The organism is uncultured Fibrobacter sp. (genome assembly GCF_946062555.1).
GTDB lineage: Bacteria > Fibrobacterota > Fibrobacteria > Fibrobacterales > Fibrobacteraceae > Fibrobacter.
In genome coordinates this window covers 106,017-126,374 of the sequence record NZ_CAMGVQ010000003.1, presented here as the reverse complement: position 1 = coordinate 126,374, position 20,358 = coordinate 106,017, and the positions used below count along the sequence as shown (strand labels likewise).

Sequence of the window (20,358 nt, the reverse complement as noted above, 5' to 3'; positions counted from 1 at the left end):
GTTTTTAGGCTATTTTTTTAGAAAAATGTTCCACACTTAGCTCAGAAGAGCCATTAATCAATGGCAAACTCAATCCAATACAATAACAAGTCCCGGAAAAAACACCGAAGCAGCATTCTGCGTTGATGAATCTGCCCCCCCAATAAGCTGTGACACAGACTATTATTAGTTTTAACCTTCGGCGTCCGTAGTGGCTGCGAGAAAGTGGTAAAAAAACATTTTTACCACTTTCTCGTATTGCCCACTTTTTCTAAATTTGCACGCACATAAGAATGAACGGCGCATGTTGCGCCGCATTTAATGGAGGCTAAAATGGCTCTACAGTTCTACAACACCGCATCGCGTAAGAAAGAGATTTTCACACTCCCCGAAGGCGTTCCCGCCGTGCGCATGTACTGTTGTGGCCCGACGGTGTACCATTTCGCCCACATCGGCAACCTCCGCACCTACATTTTCGAAGACTTTTTGGTCCGTACGCTGAAGTACTACGGCTACAAGGTGAACCACATCGTGAACATTACCGACGTGGGCCACCTCACCAGCGATGCCGACTCCGGCGACGACAAGATGGAAAAGGGCGCCGCCCGCGAAGGCAAGTCCGTCTGGGACATCGCGAAGTTCTACACCGACGCGTTCATGGCCGACTGGTACCGCTTAAACATCCAGGAACCGACCCGCTGGACGCCTGCCACGCAGCACATCCAGGAACAGATTGAACTGGTGAAGACCTTGGAAGAAAAGGGTTACACCTACCGCACCAGCGACGGCATCTACTTCGACAGCCTCAAGTTCCCGCGCTATGCCGACTTCGCTCACCTCGACGTGGAAAACCTGCGCAAGGGTAGCCGCATCGACATGGGCGAAAAGCACCACGCCACCGACTTTGCCCTGTGGAAGTTCAGCCCGAAGGACAAGAAGCGCGCCATGGAATGGGACAGCCCGTGGGGCATCGGTTTCCCCGGCTGGCACATCGAATGCTCCGCCATGGCCATGAAGTACAACGGCCCGACGCTCGACATTCACTGCGGCGGTACGGACCACATCCGCGTGCACCACACCAACGAAATCGCCCAGAGCGAATGCGCCAACGGCGTGCCGTTTGCACGTTTCTGGATGCACGGCGAGTTCCTGCGCACCGCCAGCGAAGAAAAGCTGGAAGACGGCACCACCGAGCAGAAGTTCGGCAAGATGAGCAAGTCCAGCGGCGAATTCCTGACGGTTTCTCTGCTGATGGACCGCGGTTTCAACCCGCTGGACTACCGCTTCTTCGCCATTGGCAGCCACTACCGCAACTACCTGAACTTCACGTGGGAAGCCCTGGAAGGCGCCAAGGAAGGCCTCAAGAGCTTGCACAAGAAGACGGACCCGCTGATCGGTAAGGCCACCGCGATTGAAAGCGAAGCCGCCAAGGCATTCCAGCAGGAATTCAAGGACGCTATCGGCGACGACCTGAACATGCCGCGTGCCCTCGGTATCATGAACACGATGCTCAAGAGCGATATCGATGACGGCGAAAAGGCTGCCCTGGTGGCCGACTTCGACCAGATTTTCGGTTTGAAGCTGGACGAACCTCGCGAAGAATACGCCAAGAAGGGCGCAAACGACGGCGTGGATGTTGAAAAGATCGAAGCGCTGATTGCCGCCCGTAAGGAAGCCCGTGCCGCCAAGAACTGGGCCGAAAGTGACCGCATCCGCGACGAACTCGCCGCCATGAACGTGGTCATCAAGGACTCTAAGGAAGGCACGACCTGGGAAATCAAGGGTTAGGGCGGCGTTGCCGCAATTTGCAGAACTTAGACCGCTACGCTCTTAGAACTTAGTATATCATTCCGGCCTCCGAGCCGGAATCTTTTTTTAAATTACCTTCGATGATTTTCTTGCTTGTTGTCATCTACGCCGCATTCATTGGCCTTGGCTTACCCGATACGATTCTCGGTGCAGCCTGGCCTCTGATGCGACAGGACCTAGGAGCCCCCATTTCAGCAGCGGGGCTTCTTTCTATAATCGTATCCATCGGCACGATAATCTCCAGCCTCGTTACACCGCGGCTGATCCGCCTTTTCGGAACAGGAAAACTTGTCGCCTACAGTATCGCCCTGACGGCAATCGCCTCGATGGGTTACGGGTTCGCCCATTCGTTCATATTCCTTTGTCTGTGCGCAATACCCATGGGAATCGGCGCGGGGGCGGTCGATGTGGCGATGAACAACTTCGCTGCCATTTACCTAGAATCAAAGCACACGAACTGGTTGCATGCCAGCTGGGGAATTGGCGCGACTCTCGGTCCCGCGTTTCTGTCGATTTCCGTCTTTGCAGGAAAAGGTTGGAGAGGAGCCTACGAACTCGTGGCTCTTCTTCTGGCCGCGATTTTCGCAACCCTCCTTATTTCACTTCCACTTTGGAAAAAGACCGAAGCCGGAAATAGCGTTCATGGCTCCTCAAGTAACAATTCCAATAATGGCATTGCCCCCCGCTTACGAGACGTCATCCGTATTCCCGGAATAAAGCTCTCGTTCATGACCTTCTTCTTTTACTCCGCTCTCGAAATTTCGACGAGTCTCTGGTGCGGAACCTACCTGATTGCACGCGGATTCAAGCCCGAAATCGGGGCCATCTGCGTTTCGTTGCTATTTGCGTCGGTTATGGCGGGCCGCATCATCAGCGGATTTTTCGCCATCAAATTTACGGATCACCGGTTAATTTACGCAGGAATTTTCATTGTCATCGCAGGGTGTTTCGTTCTTTCGATGCCACTTCCGTTATGGGTCATGCCCGTCTGCATTTGCCTACTCGGCCTCGGATGCGCTCCCGTCTACCCGTCTCTTATCCACGCGACTCCAGCACGGTTCGGAGAAACCGTTTCAAGCCAAGCCATCAGCATTCAGTTGGCAGGATCCTATGTAGGCTCCATACTGATGCCGCCTGCATTCGGTCTTATCGCCACAAAATTTTCGGTTCACCTCTGGCCGATTGCACTTTCCGTTTTTGTCGGATTGTTACTTTTATGCGTCTGCCTGCTGGATTACGTCACGCACCGTAAGCTCAACAAGTCATACGCCCGCGAACGCGTCATGGACATACTGCACGAGATTTCAATGAACGATCTCAAGCGGATTCGGCGGATGCACAAGAAGAAAAAGAAACACTAGAAGACAATAATCCTCAGGAAGGACGCCATGAAACTCAAGCCCTTTGTGTTCAATCCGTTCGGAGTCAACGGTTTCGTTTTAAGCAACGATGCCGGAGACGCTATTCTGATTGACCCGAGCGTCAGCAACGAACGCGAGGAAGCGGCGTTAGCGAACTATATCGCCACAAACAACCTGACCGTGCGCCACCTGCTGAACACGCACCTGCACCTGGATCACGTACTGGGCAACGCATTTGTCGCCAAGACTTATGGGGTGCAGCCCGAGGCGCACGAAGAGGACGCATTCCTTTTGGACTTGCAAGAAGAACAGAGCCAGATGTTCGGGCTTCCGCTGCGTGAACCGTCGCCCGGACTCGGCAATTACCTTGCCGAGGGCGATGCCGTCGAGGTGCCCGGCATTCGCTTGCAAGTGATTCATGTGGCCGGGCACTCCCCCGGCGGCATCGCGTTTTACTGCGAAAACCCGGGCGAAGTCAACGGCCAGAAGAATGTACCGCCGCTCCTGTTCCCCGGAGACATCCTGTTTGCAGGGAGCCGCGGACGCAGCGACTTGTTCGGCGGCGATGAAGACGCACTCGTGCGTGGAATCAAAAGCAAGCTCCTGACGCTCCCGAAAGAGACGGTCGTATTTCCCGGACACGGGCCAATGACGACAATTGCAGACGAAAGTAGATGGTATTAATCAGTGATTCCGGCACAGGGCCGAGATGACTATCGCGGGGATGACAAAGAGTCCGGCAGGACAATCAAACGGCATGAGCGACAAGGCAACAAGAATCGGGTAGATTGACGAATTCAAGGGATTCGTGTTGTTACTCGTCTGTTTATTCCATATCGAACAAGGTTTTTCAAACATAAACATGAACATCCGCCCCGAAATTACGGGCGTGTGGAATTACCTCTACTGGAACCTCGCCAAAATTTTCATTGCAGGAAAATCATCCATCGGATCGGGGCCTCTCTGGTTCGTGTTCACGCTGTATAGCGTAAGCCTGATGTTTTACGGGGTGATGGTAATTACCAAACGGATTGAATTATGGATTCCGTCTCCCCTCCGCTACGCTTCGAGGATGACACGCTCCAGAATGACTGTTGCGGGAATTGCCATCGCAAGCCTTATTGCAGGTTGGCTCCTGTACAAAAATCATATTCGCCTGCCGCTTGGAATCGAGCGCGACTTGACGGTGCTATTCTTTTTTACGTGCGGATGGATTTGCCGCGAACCGATAAAGAATTTATCTAGAGATTGCTTTGGGGTTCGCTCCAGCAATGACATACAATACACAACCCTTCAGCGCTGCTCAGGGACCTTATTGACAGCAGGCATCGCCGGACTTATCGCCACATTCATAGTTGCTGACAAACTAACGAATATCGCGCCCATACGAATCGCCAAAGGGATTCTGCGAAACATTTTCAGGAACGCGCTCGTAATCCTCGCGGTTCACTGGTGAATTCTACTAGTCTTGCGGATTATTTTCAAGAGTGAGCTTGACAAACCAGGAACAGCCTTTCTTTCGACTCTCATCGTAACAGTTGACGTCACCATCACGATCCCGAACAAGCCGTATCATCCTCGACCGACTTGCGATTAAATTTCCAAGAAGGCCTTTAAATCGTCCATTCGCTTTTTTGCAATTTCGACACCGTGCTCGTACGACTCGTTCATCTTATCCATATTCGTGTCAAACTGGTCGCAGAGTTCAATCAGCGGACGAACGAGGAACAGGCGGCCTTCTTTTTCAAGCTTTTCAATCTGCACAAACATTTTGTCGTATCGCTTGAGGCGAATCATAAGCGCACGGAACAAGTCAGGATACTTGCGTTTGTACATCGGATTCAGAATCGCACGGTACTTGCGGAAATCCGTTACCGCTTCGCCAGGATAATGCGTCGATATTGCAACGACCTTGTCACAGCCCCTCTCGAACGCGCGTTCAAAGGGAATCGGTACGGTAATGCATCCGTCTGCATAATGTTTCCCTTCAAGGGAGGCCATCGGGAAAATCATCGGAAGTGCGCAACTGGCGCTGATCAAATCCAGGAGTCTTTTCTTGTCGGCTTTTTCGGACTTGAATTCGGCGCGTCCCGTTTCGCAACACGTGAGGCCTATTTCAAATTCAGTTCTAGAATTGCAGTAGGCATCAAAATCCAGCGGCATTTCACCGTCGGCAGCGAGGTAGTTGAGCGCATGGAATTCTTTTTGAATCCCTATAAACTTGCTCGCCCACTTTTTGCCTCTCTGCAAGCGAGTCGGCAGTACAATAAAGCGCAGACGACCCTGTTGACGAGTGATAAAGTTGACCGCAGCATGAGCTCCAGCCGAAACTCCTGCCACATAATTAAAATCAATTCCACCCTCTTCAAGCCAGGTATCAATCACACCAGCACTGAACATAGTCTGGCGAGACCCGCCTTCTAACACAAGTCCCGTTTTCATCCCTCAACCTCCTCTGGAGTTTCAGCCGACACAGGCAACGTCGAAACATCCGCCACGCCTAGCGCACGCTGTTTTAAGTTCCAAACCTTCTGCCTGAAGTATTCACTACGCTCAGCCAAATGCTTTGACGAAGGAATTCCCTTGACGCGTTCAATCCTTTCGGGTTCTGCAACGACCACATGAGTTCGATGTCCGAACTTATAAATTCCGTCAAGTCCTACCGATAGAACCGGGGCGCCCGTACTACGCGCAAGGAAAGCGAATCCCGTCTTGAACTCGTTCAACAAACCGTCGTAGCGACACTTGCCTTCGGGGAAAATGATAACGGAGTTACCCTTTTCCAACTCACGTTTCGCAAGCAGAGCCCATTCGGTATCCATATTGAAACGGTCGCAGGGAATCACGCACTTTGCATGAGTAAGCGCCCAACTAAAATGCGGGTCCTCAACCTGGTCCTTCGCCACCACGATGCTATGGTTGTAAAAGAACACCGCCAGCATCAAGATGGGGTCCAGCATCGAGGTATGATTCGCGATAATGACCGAAGGCGTCTTGAGGTGAGCCGACTTTACCGTCTCCCCCGTCCATTCCACCTTCGGACGGAACCAGGCGAACATAAAAACTCGCACCGTGTAAATCACCACGACGACGAACGCCCGCATAAGGCATTCGACAATCGGATTCTTCTTTTTCACCGGAGCAGTCTCCAACGATTACGCTCCGAGTTTCGCTCTAATCCAGTTGTTGGCATTCGCGATGGCACCGGCAATCTTTTCGACTTCCTTGGTGCCGGCCTGAGCGCGGTCCGGGCGTCCACCGCCGCGGCCACCGCAAGCAGCGGCGAGGTCCTTGACGAGGTCGCCGGCCTTGATGCCCTTGGCCTGAACGTTCTTGCCGACCATCACGGCGATGCTGCCGGAACCGTTGTCCTTGTTTGCAATCACGGCGACGCTATCGGTGTCGAGCTTGTTCTGAACGCCGTCCAGCAAGTTCTTGTACTTTTCGTCCGGCAAGGCGAGTTCACGAACGTAGAGGTTCACGCCCATCACGTTGATGCCACCGTTCAGGAGTTCGGCAGCGGCAAGCGTTGCAAGTTCCAGCTTCACGGACTGCAGGCTCTTTTCCAAGTTCTGCGTCTTGGCAAAGCTCTGCTGAATGCGGTCGAAAACTTCGGCATCCTTGCAGCGGAGCTGTTCGCGGAGAGCCGTGAGAATCTGAGTTCCTGCACGGAGCAGCGCGAGAGTGCCACGGCCAGAGACGGCTTCGATACGGCGCACGCCAGCGGAAACGCTAGATTCAGAGATAATCTTCACGAGGCCGATGTTGCCGGTGTTCTGCACGTGCAAGCCACCGCAGAGTTCCTTGGAGAATTCTTCGTTGCAGGCGCCCATCTTCACCACGCGGACTTCATCGCCATACTTTTCGCCGAACAGTGCCATGGCACCGCTGGCCTTGGCTTCGTCCACGCCCATCACCTGGGTGTTGACCGGCAGGCATTCCATGACCTTCGCGTTCACGATGTCTTCCACCTTCTGGATTTCGACCGCGGTCATCGCGTTGAAGTGACTGAAGTCAAAGCGAAGGAGTTCGTTGGAAACGAAGCTACCCTGCTGCTGCACGTGAGTGCCGAGCACCTGGCGGAGAGCGGCCTGGAGCAAGTGGGTTGCAGAGTGGTTACGGCGGATGTCCATACGACGTTCGCCATCGACGGTTGCCATAAAGACGGCACCCATCGTCGTTTCGTTGGCCACGCCCTTCTTCACCTTGCCGCGGCAGAGAGCGGTGTCGTTCACCTTCACTGTGTCGAACACGTCAATTTCCAAATCAGCAGAAACCAGCGTTCCCTTGTCGCCGACCTGGCCACCCATTTCGGCGTAGAACGGAGAGGTTTCGAGCACGATGGAGAGGACGCCCTTGTCTTCGCGCCAGCGCACGACCTTCGTTTCGCAAGCGGAAAGTTCATAGCCCACGAACTTGGTGCTTTCTTCGCTGTACTGCGTCCAGCCTTCGGTACCCATCGTGTTGATGCCCTGCTTCATGTTGGCGCGGGCGCGGGCCTTCTGTTCTTCCATGCACTTGTTGTAGCCTTCTTCGTCAATGGTAAGGCCCTTTTCTTCGGCGAGAATACCGGTGAGGTCCGGCGGGAATCCGTAGGTATCGTAAAGCAGGAACACCTTGTCACCCGGCACGGTCTTTGCGTCGCCGAGTTCAGCCACGATGCCGGCGAAGCGTTCGAGGCCGGCGTCCAGCGTGCGGATGAAGCTTTCTTCTTCGCTCTTGATGACGCTTGCAACAAATTCCTTGCGTTCGCGGATTTCCGGGAAGGCATCGCCCATGGTATCGGCGAGCACCTGCACCAGCTTGTAGATAAAGGCTTCCTTCTGACCCAGCAGGCGGGCAAAGCGGCTTGCGCGGCGCAAAATGCGGCGGAGCACGTAGCCACGGCCTTCGTTGCTCGGGAGTGCGCCATCGGCAATAGCGAACGAAATAGCGCGGATGTGGTCGGCAATCACGCGGTGCGGAGTGCCGGCTTCGCCATCGTTGTACGGAACGCCACTGAGTTCAGCAATCTTTGCGATAATCGGGGTGAACACGTCGGTGTCGTAGTTGCTGGTCTTGCCCTGCAAAATAGCGCAGATACGTTCGAAACCCATACCGGTATCCACGTTCTTAGCCTTCAGCGGAATGAGGCTTCCGTCGCTCACGCGTTCGTACTGCATGAACACGTTATTCCAAATTTCAATATAGCGGTCGTTTTCGCCATTCACGCCCTTGATGGGGTCCTTGAACGTTTCGGCCTGGGTAGCCAGGTCGCCGCGGTCGTAATGGATTTCGGAGCAGGGGCCGCACGGACCGGTGTCGCCCATTTCCCAGAAGTTGGAGTGAGCGTCAAAGCGCATGATGCGGTCATCCGGGAGGCCGGACACGTCCTTCCAAATCTGCCAGGCTTCGTCATCGTCCTGGTACACGGTCGCGAACAGGCGTTCCTTCGGGAGCTTCCAGACTTCGGTCAAAAGTTCCCAGGCCCAAGCGATAGCTTCTTTCTTGTAGTAGTCGCCGAAGCTCCAGTTGCCGAGCATTTCGAAGAAGGTATGGTGGTAGTTGTCGCGGCCCACCACATCGAGGTCGTTGTGCTTACCGGACACGCGGAGGCACTTCTGGCTGTTGCATGCGCGCTTCCAGCCCTTGGGATTGTCGCCCAGGAAGATTGCCTTGAACTGGTTCATGCCCGCGTTCGTGAACATGAGCGTCGGGTCGTCATGGGGAACCACCGGCGAAGAACGCACAAAGAGGTGGTCCTTGGATTCAAAGAACTTGATGAAAGATTCGCGCACCTGCGCAGAAGTCATAGTAGGCATAATGTGTCCCTTTTAATTTTTTCGGGGAACAATATAGAAAAATGCCGACTATATCACCTTCGCCTTTTTAGGGTTGGTGAGGTTTTTCACCTCTTTCAGAAGCTTTTCCGGGCCTACTTTCTTATATGCCAGTTTTAGGATTTCAGCCGCGGCCATCGCATCATCCAGGGCGCGATGATGCTTAAATTCAGACAATTCCAGCGACTGCGTTAATTTGTGCAAACTATAACTCGGAAGTCCCGGGAAAAAACGACGCGACACCTTCACCGTGCAAAGTCTCGGTGGATCGATCTTGATACAGCAGCGACGAAGTTCCGTGCGCATAAATTTTATATCGTACTGCACATTATGCGCCACAAAAATACGGTCTTTCAAAAGTTCCGCAACCTCCTCGGCTATCGAGGCAAATTGGGGCTTTCCACGGACCATTTCGTCAGTGATGCCCGTCAGATTCTGTACAAACGGTTGAATCGGCATACCGGGATCAATCAGCGCCGAATAGGTTTTTACGACATCACAATCGTCTAGCAACACAATACCGACTTCGGTGATGCGCCCCACTTCGGCCGTACCACCCGTCGTTTCAAGATCTACAACCGCGAATTTCATTTTACCGGAATATCGAACTCCAGCGTCTGCTTGGCCGATTCGCTTACAACCTTAGCCTTGAGCACCTTGGACTTGGGCTTTGCATACAACGGCACCACCATCAAGTTTGACACCTTACTGCTTTCGACAGTCGGCTTGGCCTCGCTATCGCGCGCCGTCTGCGAAAAAATCGGCTTTTTGCCCTTGTCATAAATGTAATAAGTCAGCTCTCGCGTAAAGCCCGGCTTAATCTGGCTCGTGGGCACCTGGAAGTACACAACACCACCCTTGGGAACCTTGCGCAAACTATCCCGAATTTCTTCTTCGGTAGCAAGTTCGCCTTCAAGCATCATACGAACATCTTTCTTAATCTTATCGACACTTTCGTACTGGATAGTAATCTGGAACTTGGCGTCTTCGGGAATAGCGCTCGGGCGCACATCGCGGATTTTGGCGTTATTTTGGTAGTATTCCCAGCGGCCGTTATCGTGCAAAAGCACCGTCGAACCATTCGAGGTTGTCGCGACAATGTCATCGGCAAAAGAATTTGTTGCAAACAGCAACAAAATGATGCCCAAGACCCATAAAAAGCCGAGTCCACCACAAAGCCAGTAGTTTAATTTCATTAAAGCCTCAATCCTATGTTCCATAATATATACGAATCCTCTTTAAAAAGATAAAATGCAAGAAAAAAAGAGTATTTTATAAGAAACACCCCGGCTCATGCGAGTCGGGGTTGTTTTCAACTGAAGTAATTAATTACTTCTTCAAATATTCATTGATGCCGGCTGCAGCACGACGACCTTCACCCATGGCGAGGATCACGGTTGCGGCACCCAGCACGATGTCACCACCGGCGTAGACCTTCTCCATGAAGGTCTTGTTGGCGGTTGCATCTTCGAGAAGGATATGGCCCTTCTTGTCAACGGAGAGTTCCGGCGTGGTGTTGCTGATAAGCGGGTTGCTCCCGTTACCGATAGCAACGAGCACGGTGTCGCATTCGATTTCGAAGCTTGCACCTTCGACCTTGACCGGACGCGGACGGCCCTTTTCATCGGGTTCACCGAGTTCGTACTTGTCGACGAGCATACCGCGCACGTGGCCGGCTTCGTCGCCAAGAATCTTGGCCGGGTTCTGCAGAACGCAGAATTCGACACCCTCTTCCTGGGCATGGAGAACTTCTTCCTTACGGGCCGGGAGTTCGTTCATGCTGCGGCGGTAAATGATGCGGACCTTTTCGGCACCGAGGCGGAGAGCCATACGGGCGGCGTCCATGGCAACGTTACCACCACCGAGAACGACCACGTTCTTACCGGGCCACATCGGGGTATCGGCATGTTCCTGGTCGTAGGCGCGCATCAGGTTTGCGCGGGTCAGGTATTCGTTAGCGGCGAACACACCGACCAGGTTTTCACCTTCGATGTTCATGAAGAGCGGGAGGCCTGCACCGGTACCGACGAACACGGCATCGAAGCCATCCTTTTCAATCAGGTCCTTGAGCTTGCGGGTACGACCGATGACAAAATTTGTCTCAAACTTCACGCCCATGGCCGCAAGGGATTCAATTTCGTTGTCCACGATCTTCTTCGGGAGACGGAATTCAGGAATACCATAGCGGACCACGCCACCGAGCTTGTGGAAAGCTTCGAAGATGGTCACGTCGTGGCCTTCGCGGCGCACGTCGGCAGCGACAACCAGGCCGGCAGGACCGGAACCGATCACAGCCACCTTCTTGCCGGTAGCAGGCTTCACGGCCGGCACAGAGGCACCACCGTTGTTGCGTTCATAGTCGGCAGCAAAGCGTTCCAGGCGGCCGATAGCCACAGCCTGGTTCACGTCCTTGTGCATCTTGCCCATGGTGCAGTTCATCTGGCACTGGCGTTCCTGCGGGCAAACGCGGCCGCAGATTGCCGGGAGCAAGCTGGTTTCCTTAATCTTCGCGATAGCGGCCTTGAAGTCACCTTCGGCGATCTTCGCGATGAAGGCCGGAATGTCGATGTGCACCGGGCAGCTTTCGACGCAGAACGGCTTCTTACAGGCGAGGCAGCGGTTGGCTTCCACGATAGCCTGAGCTTCGGTGTAGCCCTGGGCCACTTCTTCCATCACGCGGGCACGGTAGCTGGGTTCGAGCTGCGGCATCGGCTGAGCCGGAATGGCAGTCTTGTCCTTGGGCTTGAGCGGCTGCGGAAGAGCCTTAATCTTTTCAAGTTCCACCTTGGCGGCGGCGTCCAACTGTTCACGAGTCAAATGTTCAGACATTACTTGCTCTCCTTGGCCTTTGCGTCAGCCATCTTATCAATGTTGCACTTGTGGCCGTCGTTGGCACCGAATCGGTGCAAGGCATCCTGTTCCTGGGGCTTGAAGGCGCCCATGCGCTGGAGCATGTTGTTCCAATCGACTTCGTGGCCGTCGAATTCCGGGCCATCGACGCAGACGAACTTCGTCTTGCCGCCGATAGTCACGCGGCAGCCACCGCACATGCCGGTTCCGTCCACCATGATGCTGTTGAGGCTCACGACAGTCTTCACACCATAGGGCTTGGTGGTGAGGGCGCAGAACTTCATCATGACCGGAGGACCGATAGCGATGACCATGTCCGGCTTGCCCTTGGTGTCTTCGCAGAGTTCCTTAAGAGGTTCGGTCACGAGACCCTTGCGGCCATAAGAACCGTCGTCGGTCATAAAGATGATGTTGTCGGCGAGAGCGGTCATTTCGTCCTTCATGAGGAACAGGCTTTCGTTACGGGCTCCCATGATGATGGTGACCTTGTTGCCTGCAGCCTTGAGGGCCTGAACAATCGGGTGCATCGGGGCGATACCCACGCCACCGCAAACGCAGACTACGTGACCAAAGTTTTCGATATGGGTCGGGGAACCGAGTGGACCCACGAGCACCGGAATATCGTCACCGACTTCGAACTTGGAGAGTTCGGTGGTGGTCTTACCGACGGTCTGGAAAATCAAAGTGATAGAGCCTTCAGTCGTGTCGGCATCGGCGATGGTGAGAGGCACGCGTTCGCCGTTGTCCTTGTTCGTCTGGAGGATGATAAACTGGCCGGCCTTACGCTCTTGGGCGATCAGCGGGGCCTCGACGCGGAACATATAGACCGCGGAAGACATTTGTTTTTTAAAGAGAATTTTTGCCATAGTGGGGAGGAATTTAGAAAAAAGGCTCCCCGAACGAGGTTACCTTTTTCATAAAAACATACTCCATTTGGACCGGTTAGGCCCGAAAAAGGACTGTTTGTCACTAGAAGTAGATGAATCCGCCGAAGCTCACGAACACGCCTTCGCCATTGAAGATGGACTTGGTGTCGGTGAAGAAGGAATCGCCAAAGGCAAATTCGCAAGCGGCCCAATCCTTGTACTGGTAGCGGAGCCCCATCGTAGCCTCCACCTTGTCCGCTACACTCCGCTTAACCTTCACATCGGCGTAAGGGGTCTGGTTATCGACATAGCGGAACGCCTCCCACGTATAGCTAGCCTCACCAAAGAGCATCAGCGACTCCGTCAAGATGACCTCGCCCAAGATATTCGGAGCCAGGTTCACGCCCACGGTCCAGAGAGATGCTTCCTTGTACTTGCCAGACGTAGAATCGCGCATATCAGCCTTGTCGTAAACAGTCACAGGAACAGCCGCGTTCAAGCCCATATAGACATTAGCGTAGTTTGCACGGAGCACCGGAGTGCCGTAATTGAACAAGGGAACAACCGTGAAGTTCGACGTCAGAGAATCGCCAATCAGGGTTCCGCCAGATTCAAATTCATCTTCGTGACGATTAAACGCGACTCCCGCCGACCAGAAATGCTTGCGGGCCGAAGGACCGTCCGTCACAATCAAGGATGCGTCCAAATCCCGGTAGCGCTGCTCCGTCTTAGGTCCCCTGGCAGGCTCCACATTCGTTTCCTTGGCAAAGGTTATCCAATCACCAGACAAAGTCACGACATAACCACCCAAGGTCTTAGACAAGGTAAGACCCCAGTCATCGCCTTCCACCGTTTCCTTGATGTCGGCACCCTTGATTTCAGTTTTAATTTGTCCTAAACCAAGGCGAGCTTCGATTGCAAAGCCGGGCGTTGCGTAACCGGCCGTGGCACGGCCCAATTCACCCGAAATATCCATGGCGCCAAAGAAGCCGCCCAACGAGACAACTCCCTTTTCACCTGTAGGTTCAATATAGAAGAACTTCTGATCGGCAAGCTTGGTCAAGCGCTTGTTGAGCAAGGCATCCACATTGTCGCCAGCGGCTTCGTTCTGGACGCGGTTATAGGCATTGCCATGAAGGACGGTAAACGGAGTCTTGGGCGGGCCCATACGGACAGGAAATTCACCAGGAGCGGTCTCGGGAGCGGCAACAGGCCCCTGGGAAGGAACCGTTTCGGCAACCTTCGCTTCCGGAGCGGGTTGGGCTGGTTCAGCACTCTTCTTCGCCGGTTCAGCTACGGGAGAAGGTTCTGAAGCAGCGGGAGCGGCAGGTGCAGTAGCAGCAGGCGCGGCGGCCGGCTGTTCCGCCACGGCGGGAGCAGGGGCTTCAGCAGCCGAGGTTGCAGGTTGGGTAGCATCTTGCGCCATCGCAAAAGCAACGGAAGCAAGAGTCAATGCAAGAGACGTCTTAAGATGCATATCATCCTTCTTTGTTTACATTCTTTTTCAATTATAATCTAAAAAAAGAAGGACAAGCAAGCTTTTATTTACAATCTTTGCGTTTTTTACATACAGACAATCTGCTAGCGCATCATATCGCAGATTTCAGCACCGATTGCCCCATTCTGGATGGTCGTCATCAGAAGTTTCTGCTCAATTTCTTCGGGAGGTGCCTGCGGCCCCTTAAAGGGAGCATTTCCATTCGATTCCATAACGTCATTCAAAAGGCGTTCGCCCAACGCCGCATGCAGCGCAAGGCTCGCATCGATATACTTAAGATGCGTCGGTTCGTCGAGCGTGAAGTTCAAGGGAGCCTTCGCATTAAGCACACGTCCCTTGGCAACCATCTCGCCGAACTCATCTTCGACGCCCATATTCGCCGCAACAACTTTCGCATTCGCCATCAAGGCCGAAGCGGCTGCAATGGTCAAGGCGTTCTTCACACCCGTCGCCGTTACCAGGAAATCCGCATTGGCAATAGCAGCAGCAACCGCAGCATCGTCCAGATAGCTTTCTATGCGCACGTCATTGTTCGTCAGGACATGGCTAAAGTCAGTCGAGGGAATCACGTTGGCCGTATCCGTCACAGTGCAGACTTTCATGCCACGGCGCACCCCTTGCAGAGCAATTCCGCAGCCAACCTTTCCGCTTCCGAACACAACCAGATTCTTTCCTTCGAAACCGGAATACCCCATTTTTTCAAGAGCGCGGAAATATCCGTCGCCCGTTCCAAGAACTGTCTCGATGCGCTTGACAATCCCGCTGTCGGCCACATACACCGGATGTTCAGAATTTTCAAAGAACTGCACACCACTGCGTGTCAGTTCCACAAAACCTTTTTTCGGATGACAGAAGGAAAACTGCCCCGCGCAGTCCAAAATCAAGTCAAAATCGTCCGCAACACTACCATTGCGCACATTTTCATCCGTCACTACCGAAATGCCGTTTTCCTGAATCAAGCGAACAATTTTCCTGTCGCACGGCACCGAGGTTCCACCCGATCCATTCGAATAACCTACACTCAGATCGGCCCCACCTGCCAATAGGGCCTGATACTGTACCAAGGTGTTTCTAAAAATCGGAGTCGCCACCAGGATTTTCAGTCCGTCAAAAGGACGACGAGAAATCCAACAATCTGCCAACAGAGACAAAGCGGGATATTCCCTGGGATCGTAGACATCGTTAATGACTTCAGAAAAAAACATGACGAAAATCTAGAAAAATTAATTTGCAAATAAAGGAAAGGCTTCCGGATTCCGGAAGCCTGTACCTATGAACAAATACGGGAGTTCCCCCGTAACACTTATTCCGCGAAGAGGGCCGTAGAAAGATAGCGGTCGCCGGTATCCGGAAGGAGCGCGACAATCGTCTTGCCCTTGTTTTCGGGGCGCTTCGCGAGTTCCTTCGCGGCCCAAATAGCCGCACCAGAAGAAATGCCCACGAGCACGCCTTCCTTCTTGCCGATCTCGCGGCCGGCTTCGAACGCGGCTTCGTTTTCGACAGCGATCACTTCGTCGTAAACCTTGGTGTTCAAAGTTTCAGGAATAAAGCCTGCGCCAATACCCTGGATCTTATGGGCGCCTGCAGTACCCTTGGACAGCACCGGAGAACTAGCCGGTTCAACGGCGACAATCTTCACATTCGGGTTCTTTGTCTTGAGGTATTCGCCAACACCTGTCACCGTTCCACCAGTGCCTACGCCAGCAACAAAAATATCGACCTTTCCATCGGTATCTTCCCAGATTTCGGGACCGGTGGTGGCCTTGTGGGCGGCCGGGTTGGCCGGGTTCACGAACTGGCCCGGAATAAAGCTGTTCGGAATTTCCTTGGCAAGTTCTTCGGCCTTTTCGATAGCGCCCTTCATACCCTTGGCGCCTTCGGTGAGCACCAGTTCTGCACCATAAGCCTTCATGATCTGGCGGCGTTCCACGCTCATGGTTTCGGGCATCACGATGATGATGCGGTATCCGCGGGCAGCGGCGACAGATGCAAGACCGATACCGGTGTTACCCGAAGTCGGCTCGATAATCACGGAGCCCTTCTTGAGCTTGCCACTCTGTTCGGCATCGTCGAGCATAGCCTTCGCCACGCGATCCTTCACGGAACCGGCGGGGTTGAAGTATTCAAGCTTGGCAAGGATCCTGGCGCCGAGGCCTTCTTCAATGTGGGTGAGTTCAAGAAGCGGGGTGTGACCGATCAGTTGGTCTGCAGAGGAATAAATCTTTGACATGTTGAAGTCCTTTTTGTTTTATGGAAAATTAGCTAAATCAACCGACAAGCAACTTTACTGTTTTCGTTTGACTTCAAATTAGAATTTTATTCATACAAAAACAATAGGAAATGAAGGAAACCACCCTAGTTTTGCTTACATTTTACTTACTAATAATTTTAAACTATAACTAGATGACGCAGAAAAGCTATAGAAAAGAAAGAAGGCCCTTCGACAAGCTCAGGGACCTTGGTGAACTCCGCTCTGGATCCCGTCTCCCCTCCGCCTTGCTCCGAGGATGACACGCTCCAGGATGACTTTAGTAGTTGCGTCATCCTCGACCGAAGGGAGGTCGGACAGCACTTGGCAAGTGGACGCCTTTGGCGTCCGCAATTTCGGCTCAACCATGCCAGAATGTAAACATTCTGTCGCGGCGTTCGCCTTATATGCTTTTGTTGCCTTAGTGCGCATGATCCCCGAATGGGGAGGATCCAAGATGACTTTCTTAATCCACATCACGACTTCGGGGCATTTGAGTCGAGATCGATGCTTGCCTCGGAGCCAGACTGGTCGAGCCCGGTCCTTTCACTGAAGAGTTTTTCGGAAATATGCGTGAATGTTTCGACGATTGTCGGGTCGAAATGTTTGCCAACCCCTTCGGTGTTAATCGCCATCGCCTTTTCGTAGGTGAAGGGTTTCTTGTACTCACATTCAGCAACCAGCCAAACTTGTCATCCGAGATAATCGGTTCAATTTCGCCACCGGCAAGCCATGTCGGAAGGTAAGGAACAAATGACGGATAGAACTCAACCACGCTTCCCGGTTCGCCCGCCGGCTCGCCATCGGTATCCAGGACAAACACCACATAGCAAGAATCAGGAGTATGGCCGACACGATGGTCTGATGATTTTAAAATCAATCATCTTCATAACACGCCCACTTCTCAAACCTATTTGATAACCTCTACGACTTTTTTATTGTTCGTCGCACCAGTCACAACCGACACGTCCCTCTTGTGGACACCAAAATGTTCTGCCAGAAGCGCACAGATAGCCTCGTTCGCAGCCCCGTCCACAGGGGGAGCCTTGACTTCCACCTTGTAACTACCGTCCGGCAGTTCCACGACGCTTTCGCGCTTGCTTCTCGCATGGACTTTTATATTAATTTTCATGGGACATTCCCAAGCTTAACTAGGCAAGGACATTCCCTGCGACCGGTGCGGCAGGACGCCTAAGCTCCTCTTGCATACGCTGGTCGTTTTCCATGGCCGAAAGAAGTTCCTCTTGCCCCTTGATGAGCGCACGGCAACGGATGAAGTAATTGGTTCGCAGCTGTTTGAGCTGCTCGATTTCCATACGGAGTTCTTCGGCTTCTTTCTTGGTGGACTCCACCTCGCGCACAGCGCGCGCCTTGGCTTCGGCCACGATGATTTCCGCTTCTTTTTCGGCGGTCGCCTTGACCTCGTCTACCGTCCGCTGCATAGTCACCACGGCATCTTGGATAGTCTTTTCAATCTGTCGGTAATAATTGACTCGTTCTTCGGCAACCTTAAGCCTCTCGGTCAGGTCGGTCTTGTCCCTGGACATTTGCTCGAAGGCTCCTGCGGCCGTTTCCAAAAAAGCCTTGACCTCTTCGGGATCGATACCACCGAAATTTTTCTTGTGGAAGGTCTGATTACGGATATCCAAAGGTGTAAGTTCCATTCTAAACCTGCAATAAAAAAAATTTTCCGGCCCATGCCGCTCTCTGAAATATAACAACTTCAAATTGGCCTGTTCCATATCACAAAAAAATATGAATTAAAATATGCAAATCGTTCTTTACAATTTTTTTCTACTATATTTGAAATTAAGTGCCTATGTTAAAAAACATCAAGAAATTTTGGGCAAAACAGGATTCGCTAGAACGCAAGCTGTTCTGGTCCATCTTGATCGTTGTGACGGGCGTAGCAAGTTTTTCCGCCATTTTCACGATTATCGAAGGTATAAACTCCGCCGCCTCCCTCTGTAGCGTCGGTTGCTCCGTCGTCTGCATCATAATCGCATTCATTGCAGTCCAGACAGGCCTTTATAATCAGTGCTACCTGGTCATGTGCTGCATACTCAGTTGTTTTATGATGCCTCTCCTGTTCCTGTTCTGCGGAGGAATTACGAGCGGCATGCCCCTCTACTGCATCACGTCACTTTCCTTGATTGCCTTCGCCCAAGGTCGCTTTAAGGTACCAGCGTTCATCTTCTCCCTGGGCATCCAGTCTGCGACCTTCGCTGCAACCTGGGCATACCCCGACCTGCTTGTCGCCCAACTCGACCACGACGCAGCCTATCTAGACATCTTGGTGACCCACCTTCTGACCGGTTTCACCTTGTTCTCCATCGGAACCTTTTCACTCAGGGCCTATTCGCATGAACGTGAAAATACGACTAAGCTGCAGAACCAGCTGGACTATCTTTCGATGCGTGACCCCCTGACCAAGCTCTATAACAGACGCCACCTGCTAAATTATCTCGAAAACGCCATCTGGAACCGTCGCCAAGACTTCTACCTGGCAATGTTGGACATTGACGACTTCAAGAGAATCAACTATACGTACGGACAGGATTTCGGAGACGAAGTCATTCGCGCTGTCGGGCACCTGTTGCAAAAGAACGAAGACGAAATGAGCGGCGAATGCGTTGCCCGTTACGGCTGCGAAAAATACATGTACGTCATTAACGCGGGCTCGGAAGTCGAAGCCTTCGCCAAGGTGGAAGCCTTCCGCAAGGCAATCCGCAACCTGACATTCGAGAACTACCCCCAGGTATCGCTCACGGTGAGCGGAGGCTTTGTTCCCTGCTTCAGCCGTGGATTTGCCGATGTCAAGCAGATGCTAATCAAGGTTGACTCACTCCGTATTGAAGCCAAGCAGCAAGGCAAGAACCAAATTAGAAATATGGTGGAATAGGAAAATGCAACTTCCTTTACCAGACGACTTTCATGCGCACCTGCGCCAGGGCGACCTGATGCCCGGCTACGTGCGCGACCTCGTTTCTCAATTCGGGCGTGCAATCATCATGCCCAATACGATTCCCGCCATGGCGAGCGCCAAAGCGATTGCCAAGTACAAGGCCCAGATTCTGGATGCTGCCAAGAGCGTGCGCGCCGATTTTCAGCCGCTGATGACCTTCAAGCTGAATCCGAACTACACGGAACAGGACCTCAAGGACATGATGGCGGTGGGCGTGGTCGCGGGCAAGTACTACCCCGCCGGCGTCACCACCAACAGCGCCGACGGCATCAGTGATTTCGAAGCGGTATTTCCCGTGGTCGCGATGATGGAAAAGTTAGGACTTGTTCTTTGCGTACACGGCGAAGAACCGGGTGAATTCTGTCTGGACCGCGAACCCGCCTTTATCAAGCGAGTCGAAACGCTCGTCGAAAAATTTCCGAAACTGAAAATCGTGTTCGAGCACCTAAGCTCCGCCAAGTCGGTCGAAGCGGTCAAGAGGCTCCCGGCGAACGTGGCCGCAACCATCACGGTGCACCACCTGATGATGACCCTCGACGATATCATCGGGGACGCCCTCAGGCCGCACCATTTCTGCAAGCCGCTGCCGAAGCGGCCTGAAGACCGTGCCGCCATTCGCGAAGCCGCCTTCAGCGGCAATCCCAAGTTCTTTCTCGGCACGGACTCCGCTCCGCACCAGCTGAGTAAAAAGGAATGTCCGTGCGGAGCGGCGGGCGTCTACAGCGCCCCGGTGGCAATCCCGCTGCTGCTCCAGGAATTCGAACGTGCAGGCCACCTCGACAAGCTCGGCGACTTCACCGCAGGATTCGGCGCCGACTTCTACGGTCTTCCGCGCACGACGCAGCAAATCGAAGTCGTCAGGGAATCGTGGACAGTCCCCACCATCGTCAACGGAGTCGTTCCGCTCGCCGCGGGTCAGACCCTTGATTGGAAAATAAAGTAAGCCACCATCTTTTTACATTT

At 53.2% G+C, this 20,358-nt stretch carries 19 protein-coding genes; 6 read left to right on the top strand and 13 right to left on the bottom strand.

Annotated features, from left to right (window positions below):
• Window positions 1–312: 312 nt before the first annotated feature.
• The 4 genes from cysS to Q0P86_RS01635 all read left to right on the top strand — a co-directional run bounded on the left by cysS (window position 313) and on the right by Q0P86_RS01635 (window position 4,605).
• The gene (gene cysS, locus Q0P86_RS01650) at window positions 313–1,767 is read left to right on the top strand and encodes a cysteine--tRNA ligase (protein ID WP_295036951.1); all 1,455 of its coding nucleotides are present in this window, start codon (window positions 313–315) and stop codon (window positions 1,765–1,767) included.
• Between the two features lie 101 nt (window positions 1,768–1,868).
• Complete coding sequence (locus tag Q0P86_RS01645; RefSeq protein ID WP_295036948.1) at window positions 1,869–3,149, top strand: sugar MFS transporter; 1,281 nt, start codon at window positions 1,869–1,871, stop codon at window positions 3,147–3,149.
• 27 nt (window positions 3,150–3,176) lie between these two features.
• Window positions 3,177–3,833 (top strand): MBL fold metallo-hydrolase, encoded by a 657-nt coding sequence (locus Q0P86_RS01640; protein ID WP_295036946.1) that lies wholly within the window; start codon window positions 3,177–3,179, stop codon window positions 3,831–3,833.
• 178 nt (window positions 3,834–4,011) lie between these two features.
• On the top strand, window positions 4,012–4,605 hold the full coding sequence (locus Q0P86_RS01635) for a hypothetical protein (RefSeq protein ID WP_295036943.1): 594 nt from the start codon (window positions 4,012–4,014) through the stop codon (window positions 4,603–4,605).
• Between the two features lie 137 nt (window positions 4,606–4,742).
• Here Q0P86_RS01635 and Q0P86_RS01630 read toward each other — a convergent pair whose 3' ends face one another.
• The 13 genes from Q0P86_RS01630 to Q0P86_RS01570 all read right to left on the bottom strand — a co-directional run bounded on the left by Q0P86_RS01630 (window position 4,743) and on the right by Q0P86_RS01570 (window position 18,094).
• On the bottom strand, window positions 4,743–5,591 hold the full coding sequence (locus Q0P86_RS01630) for a patatin family protein (RefSeq protein WP_290992800.1): 849 nt from the start codon (window positions 5,589–5,591) through the stop codon (window positions 4,743–4,745).
• Window positions 5,588–6,286, bottom strand: coding sequence for a lysophospholipid acyltransferase family protein (locus Q0P86_RS01625; protein ID WP_295036941.1), 699 nt, complete (start codon window positions 6,284–6,286; stop codon window positions 5,588–5,590). Before Q0P86_RS01625 ends, Q0P86_RS01630 begins: the two co-directional genes overlap by 4 nt.
• A gap of 18 nt (window positions 6,287–6,304) precedes the next feature.
• Window positions 6,305–8,950, bottom strand: coding sequence for an alanine--tRNA ligase (gene alaS / locus Q0P86_RS01620; protein ID WP_295036939.1), 2,646 nt, complete (start codon window positions 8,948–8,950; stop codon window positions 6,305–6,307).
• A 48-nt stretch (window positions 8,951–8,998) separates the two neighbouring features.
• Window positions 8,999–9,559, bottom strand: a complete 561-nt coding sequence (locus Q0P86_RS01615) for a PolC-type DNA polymerase III (RefSeq protein ID WP_290992792.1) — start codon at window positions 9,557–9,559, stop codon at window positions 8,999–9,001.
• On the bottom strand, window positions 9,556–10,164 hold the full coding sequence (locus Q0P86_RS01610; protein WP_294112507.1) for a hypothetical protein: 609 nt from the start codon (window positions 10,162–10,164) through the stop codon (window positions 9,556–9,558). Before Q0P86_RS01610 ends, Q0P86_RS01615 begins: the two co-directional genes overlap by 4 nt.
• A 133-nt stretch (window positions 10,165–10,297) precedes the next feature.
• Window positions 10,298–11,797: an NADPH-dependent glutamate synthase gene (gltA, locus tag Q0P86_RS01605; protein ID WP_290992786.1), complete on the bottom strand. Its 1,500-nt coding sequence runs from the start codon at window positions 11,795–11,797 to the stop codon at window positions 10,298–10,300.
• Complete coding sequence (locus Q0P86_RS01600) at window positions 11,797–12,684, bottom strand: sulfide/dihydroorotate dehydrogenase-like FAD/NAD-binding protein (protein WP_290992782.1); 888 nt, start codon at window positions 12,682–12,684, stop codon at window positions 11,797–11,799. Before Q0P86_RS01600 ends, gltA begins: the two co-directional genes overlap by 1 nt.
• A 103-nt stretch (window positions 12,685–12,787) precedes the next feature.
• The gene (locus Q0P86_RS01595; protein ID WP_295036936.1) at window positions 12,788–14,161 is read right to left on the bottom strand and encodes a hypothetical protein; all 1,374 of its coding nucleotides are present in this window, start codon (window positions 14,159–14,161) and stop codon (window positions 12,788–12,790) included.
• A gap of 104 nt (window positions 14,162–14,265) precedes the next feature.
• The gene (locus tag Q0P86_RS01590) at window positions 14,266–15,387 is read right to left on the bottom strand and encodes an adenosylhomocysteinase (protein WP_295036934.1); all 1,122 of its coding nucleotides are present in this window, start codon (window positions 15,385–15,387) and stop codon (window positions 14,266–14,268) included.
• A gap of 98 nt (window positions 15,388–15,485) precedes the next feature.
• Window positions 15,486–16,412, bottom strand: coding sequence for a cysteine synthase A (gene cysK / locus Q0P86_RS01585; protein ID WP_295036933.1), 927 nt, complete (start codon window positions 16,410–16,412; stop codon window positions 15,486–15,488).
• A 494-nt stretch (window positions 16,413–16,906) separates the two neighbouring features.
• Entirely contained in the window at window positions 16,907–17,065 is a 159-nt protein-coding gene (locus tag Q0P86_RS01580) for a hypothetical protein (RefSeq protein WP_295036931.1), read from the bottom strand.
• Window positions 17,066–17,340: 275 nt separating this feature from the next.
• Window positions 17,341–17,562, bottom strand: a complete 222-nt coding sequence (locus Q0P86_RS01575) for a DUF167 domain-containing protein (RefSeq protein WP_173355215.1) — start codon at window positions 17,560–17,562, stop codon at window positions 17,341–17,343.
• Between the two features lie 19 nt (window positions 17,563–17,581).
• Window positions 17,582–18,094: a DivIVA domain-containing protein gene (locus Q0P86_RS01570; RefSeq protein WP_072979509.1), complete on the bottom strand. Its 513-nt coding sequence runs from the start codon at window positions 18,092–18,094 to the stop codon at window positions 17,582–17,584.
• A 155-nt stretch (window positions 18,095–18,249) separates the two neighbouring features.
• Here Q0P86_RS01570 and Q0P86_RS01565 point away from each other — a divergent pair, with 155 nt between their 5' ends.
• Together Q0P86_RS01565 and pyrC are read left to right on the top strand one after the other, a co-directional pair.
• Complete coding sequence (locus tag Q0P86_RS01565; RefSeq protein ID WP_295036928.1) at window positions 18,250–19,332, top strand: GGDEF domain-containing protein; 1,083 nt, start codon at window positions 18,250–18,252, stop codon at window positions 19,330–19,332.
• 4 nt (window positions 19,333–19,336) lie between these two features.
• Window positions 19,337–20,338: a dihydroorotase gene (gene pyrC / locus Q0P86_RS01560; RefSeq protein ID WP_295036926.1), complete on the top strand. Its 1,002-nt coding sequence runs from the start codon at window positions 19,337–19,339 to the stop codon at window positions 20,336–20,338.
• Window positions 20,339–20,358: the final 20 nt, after the last annotated feature.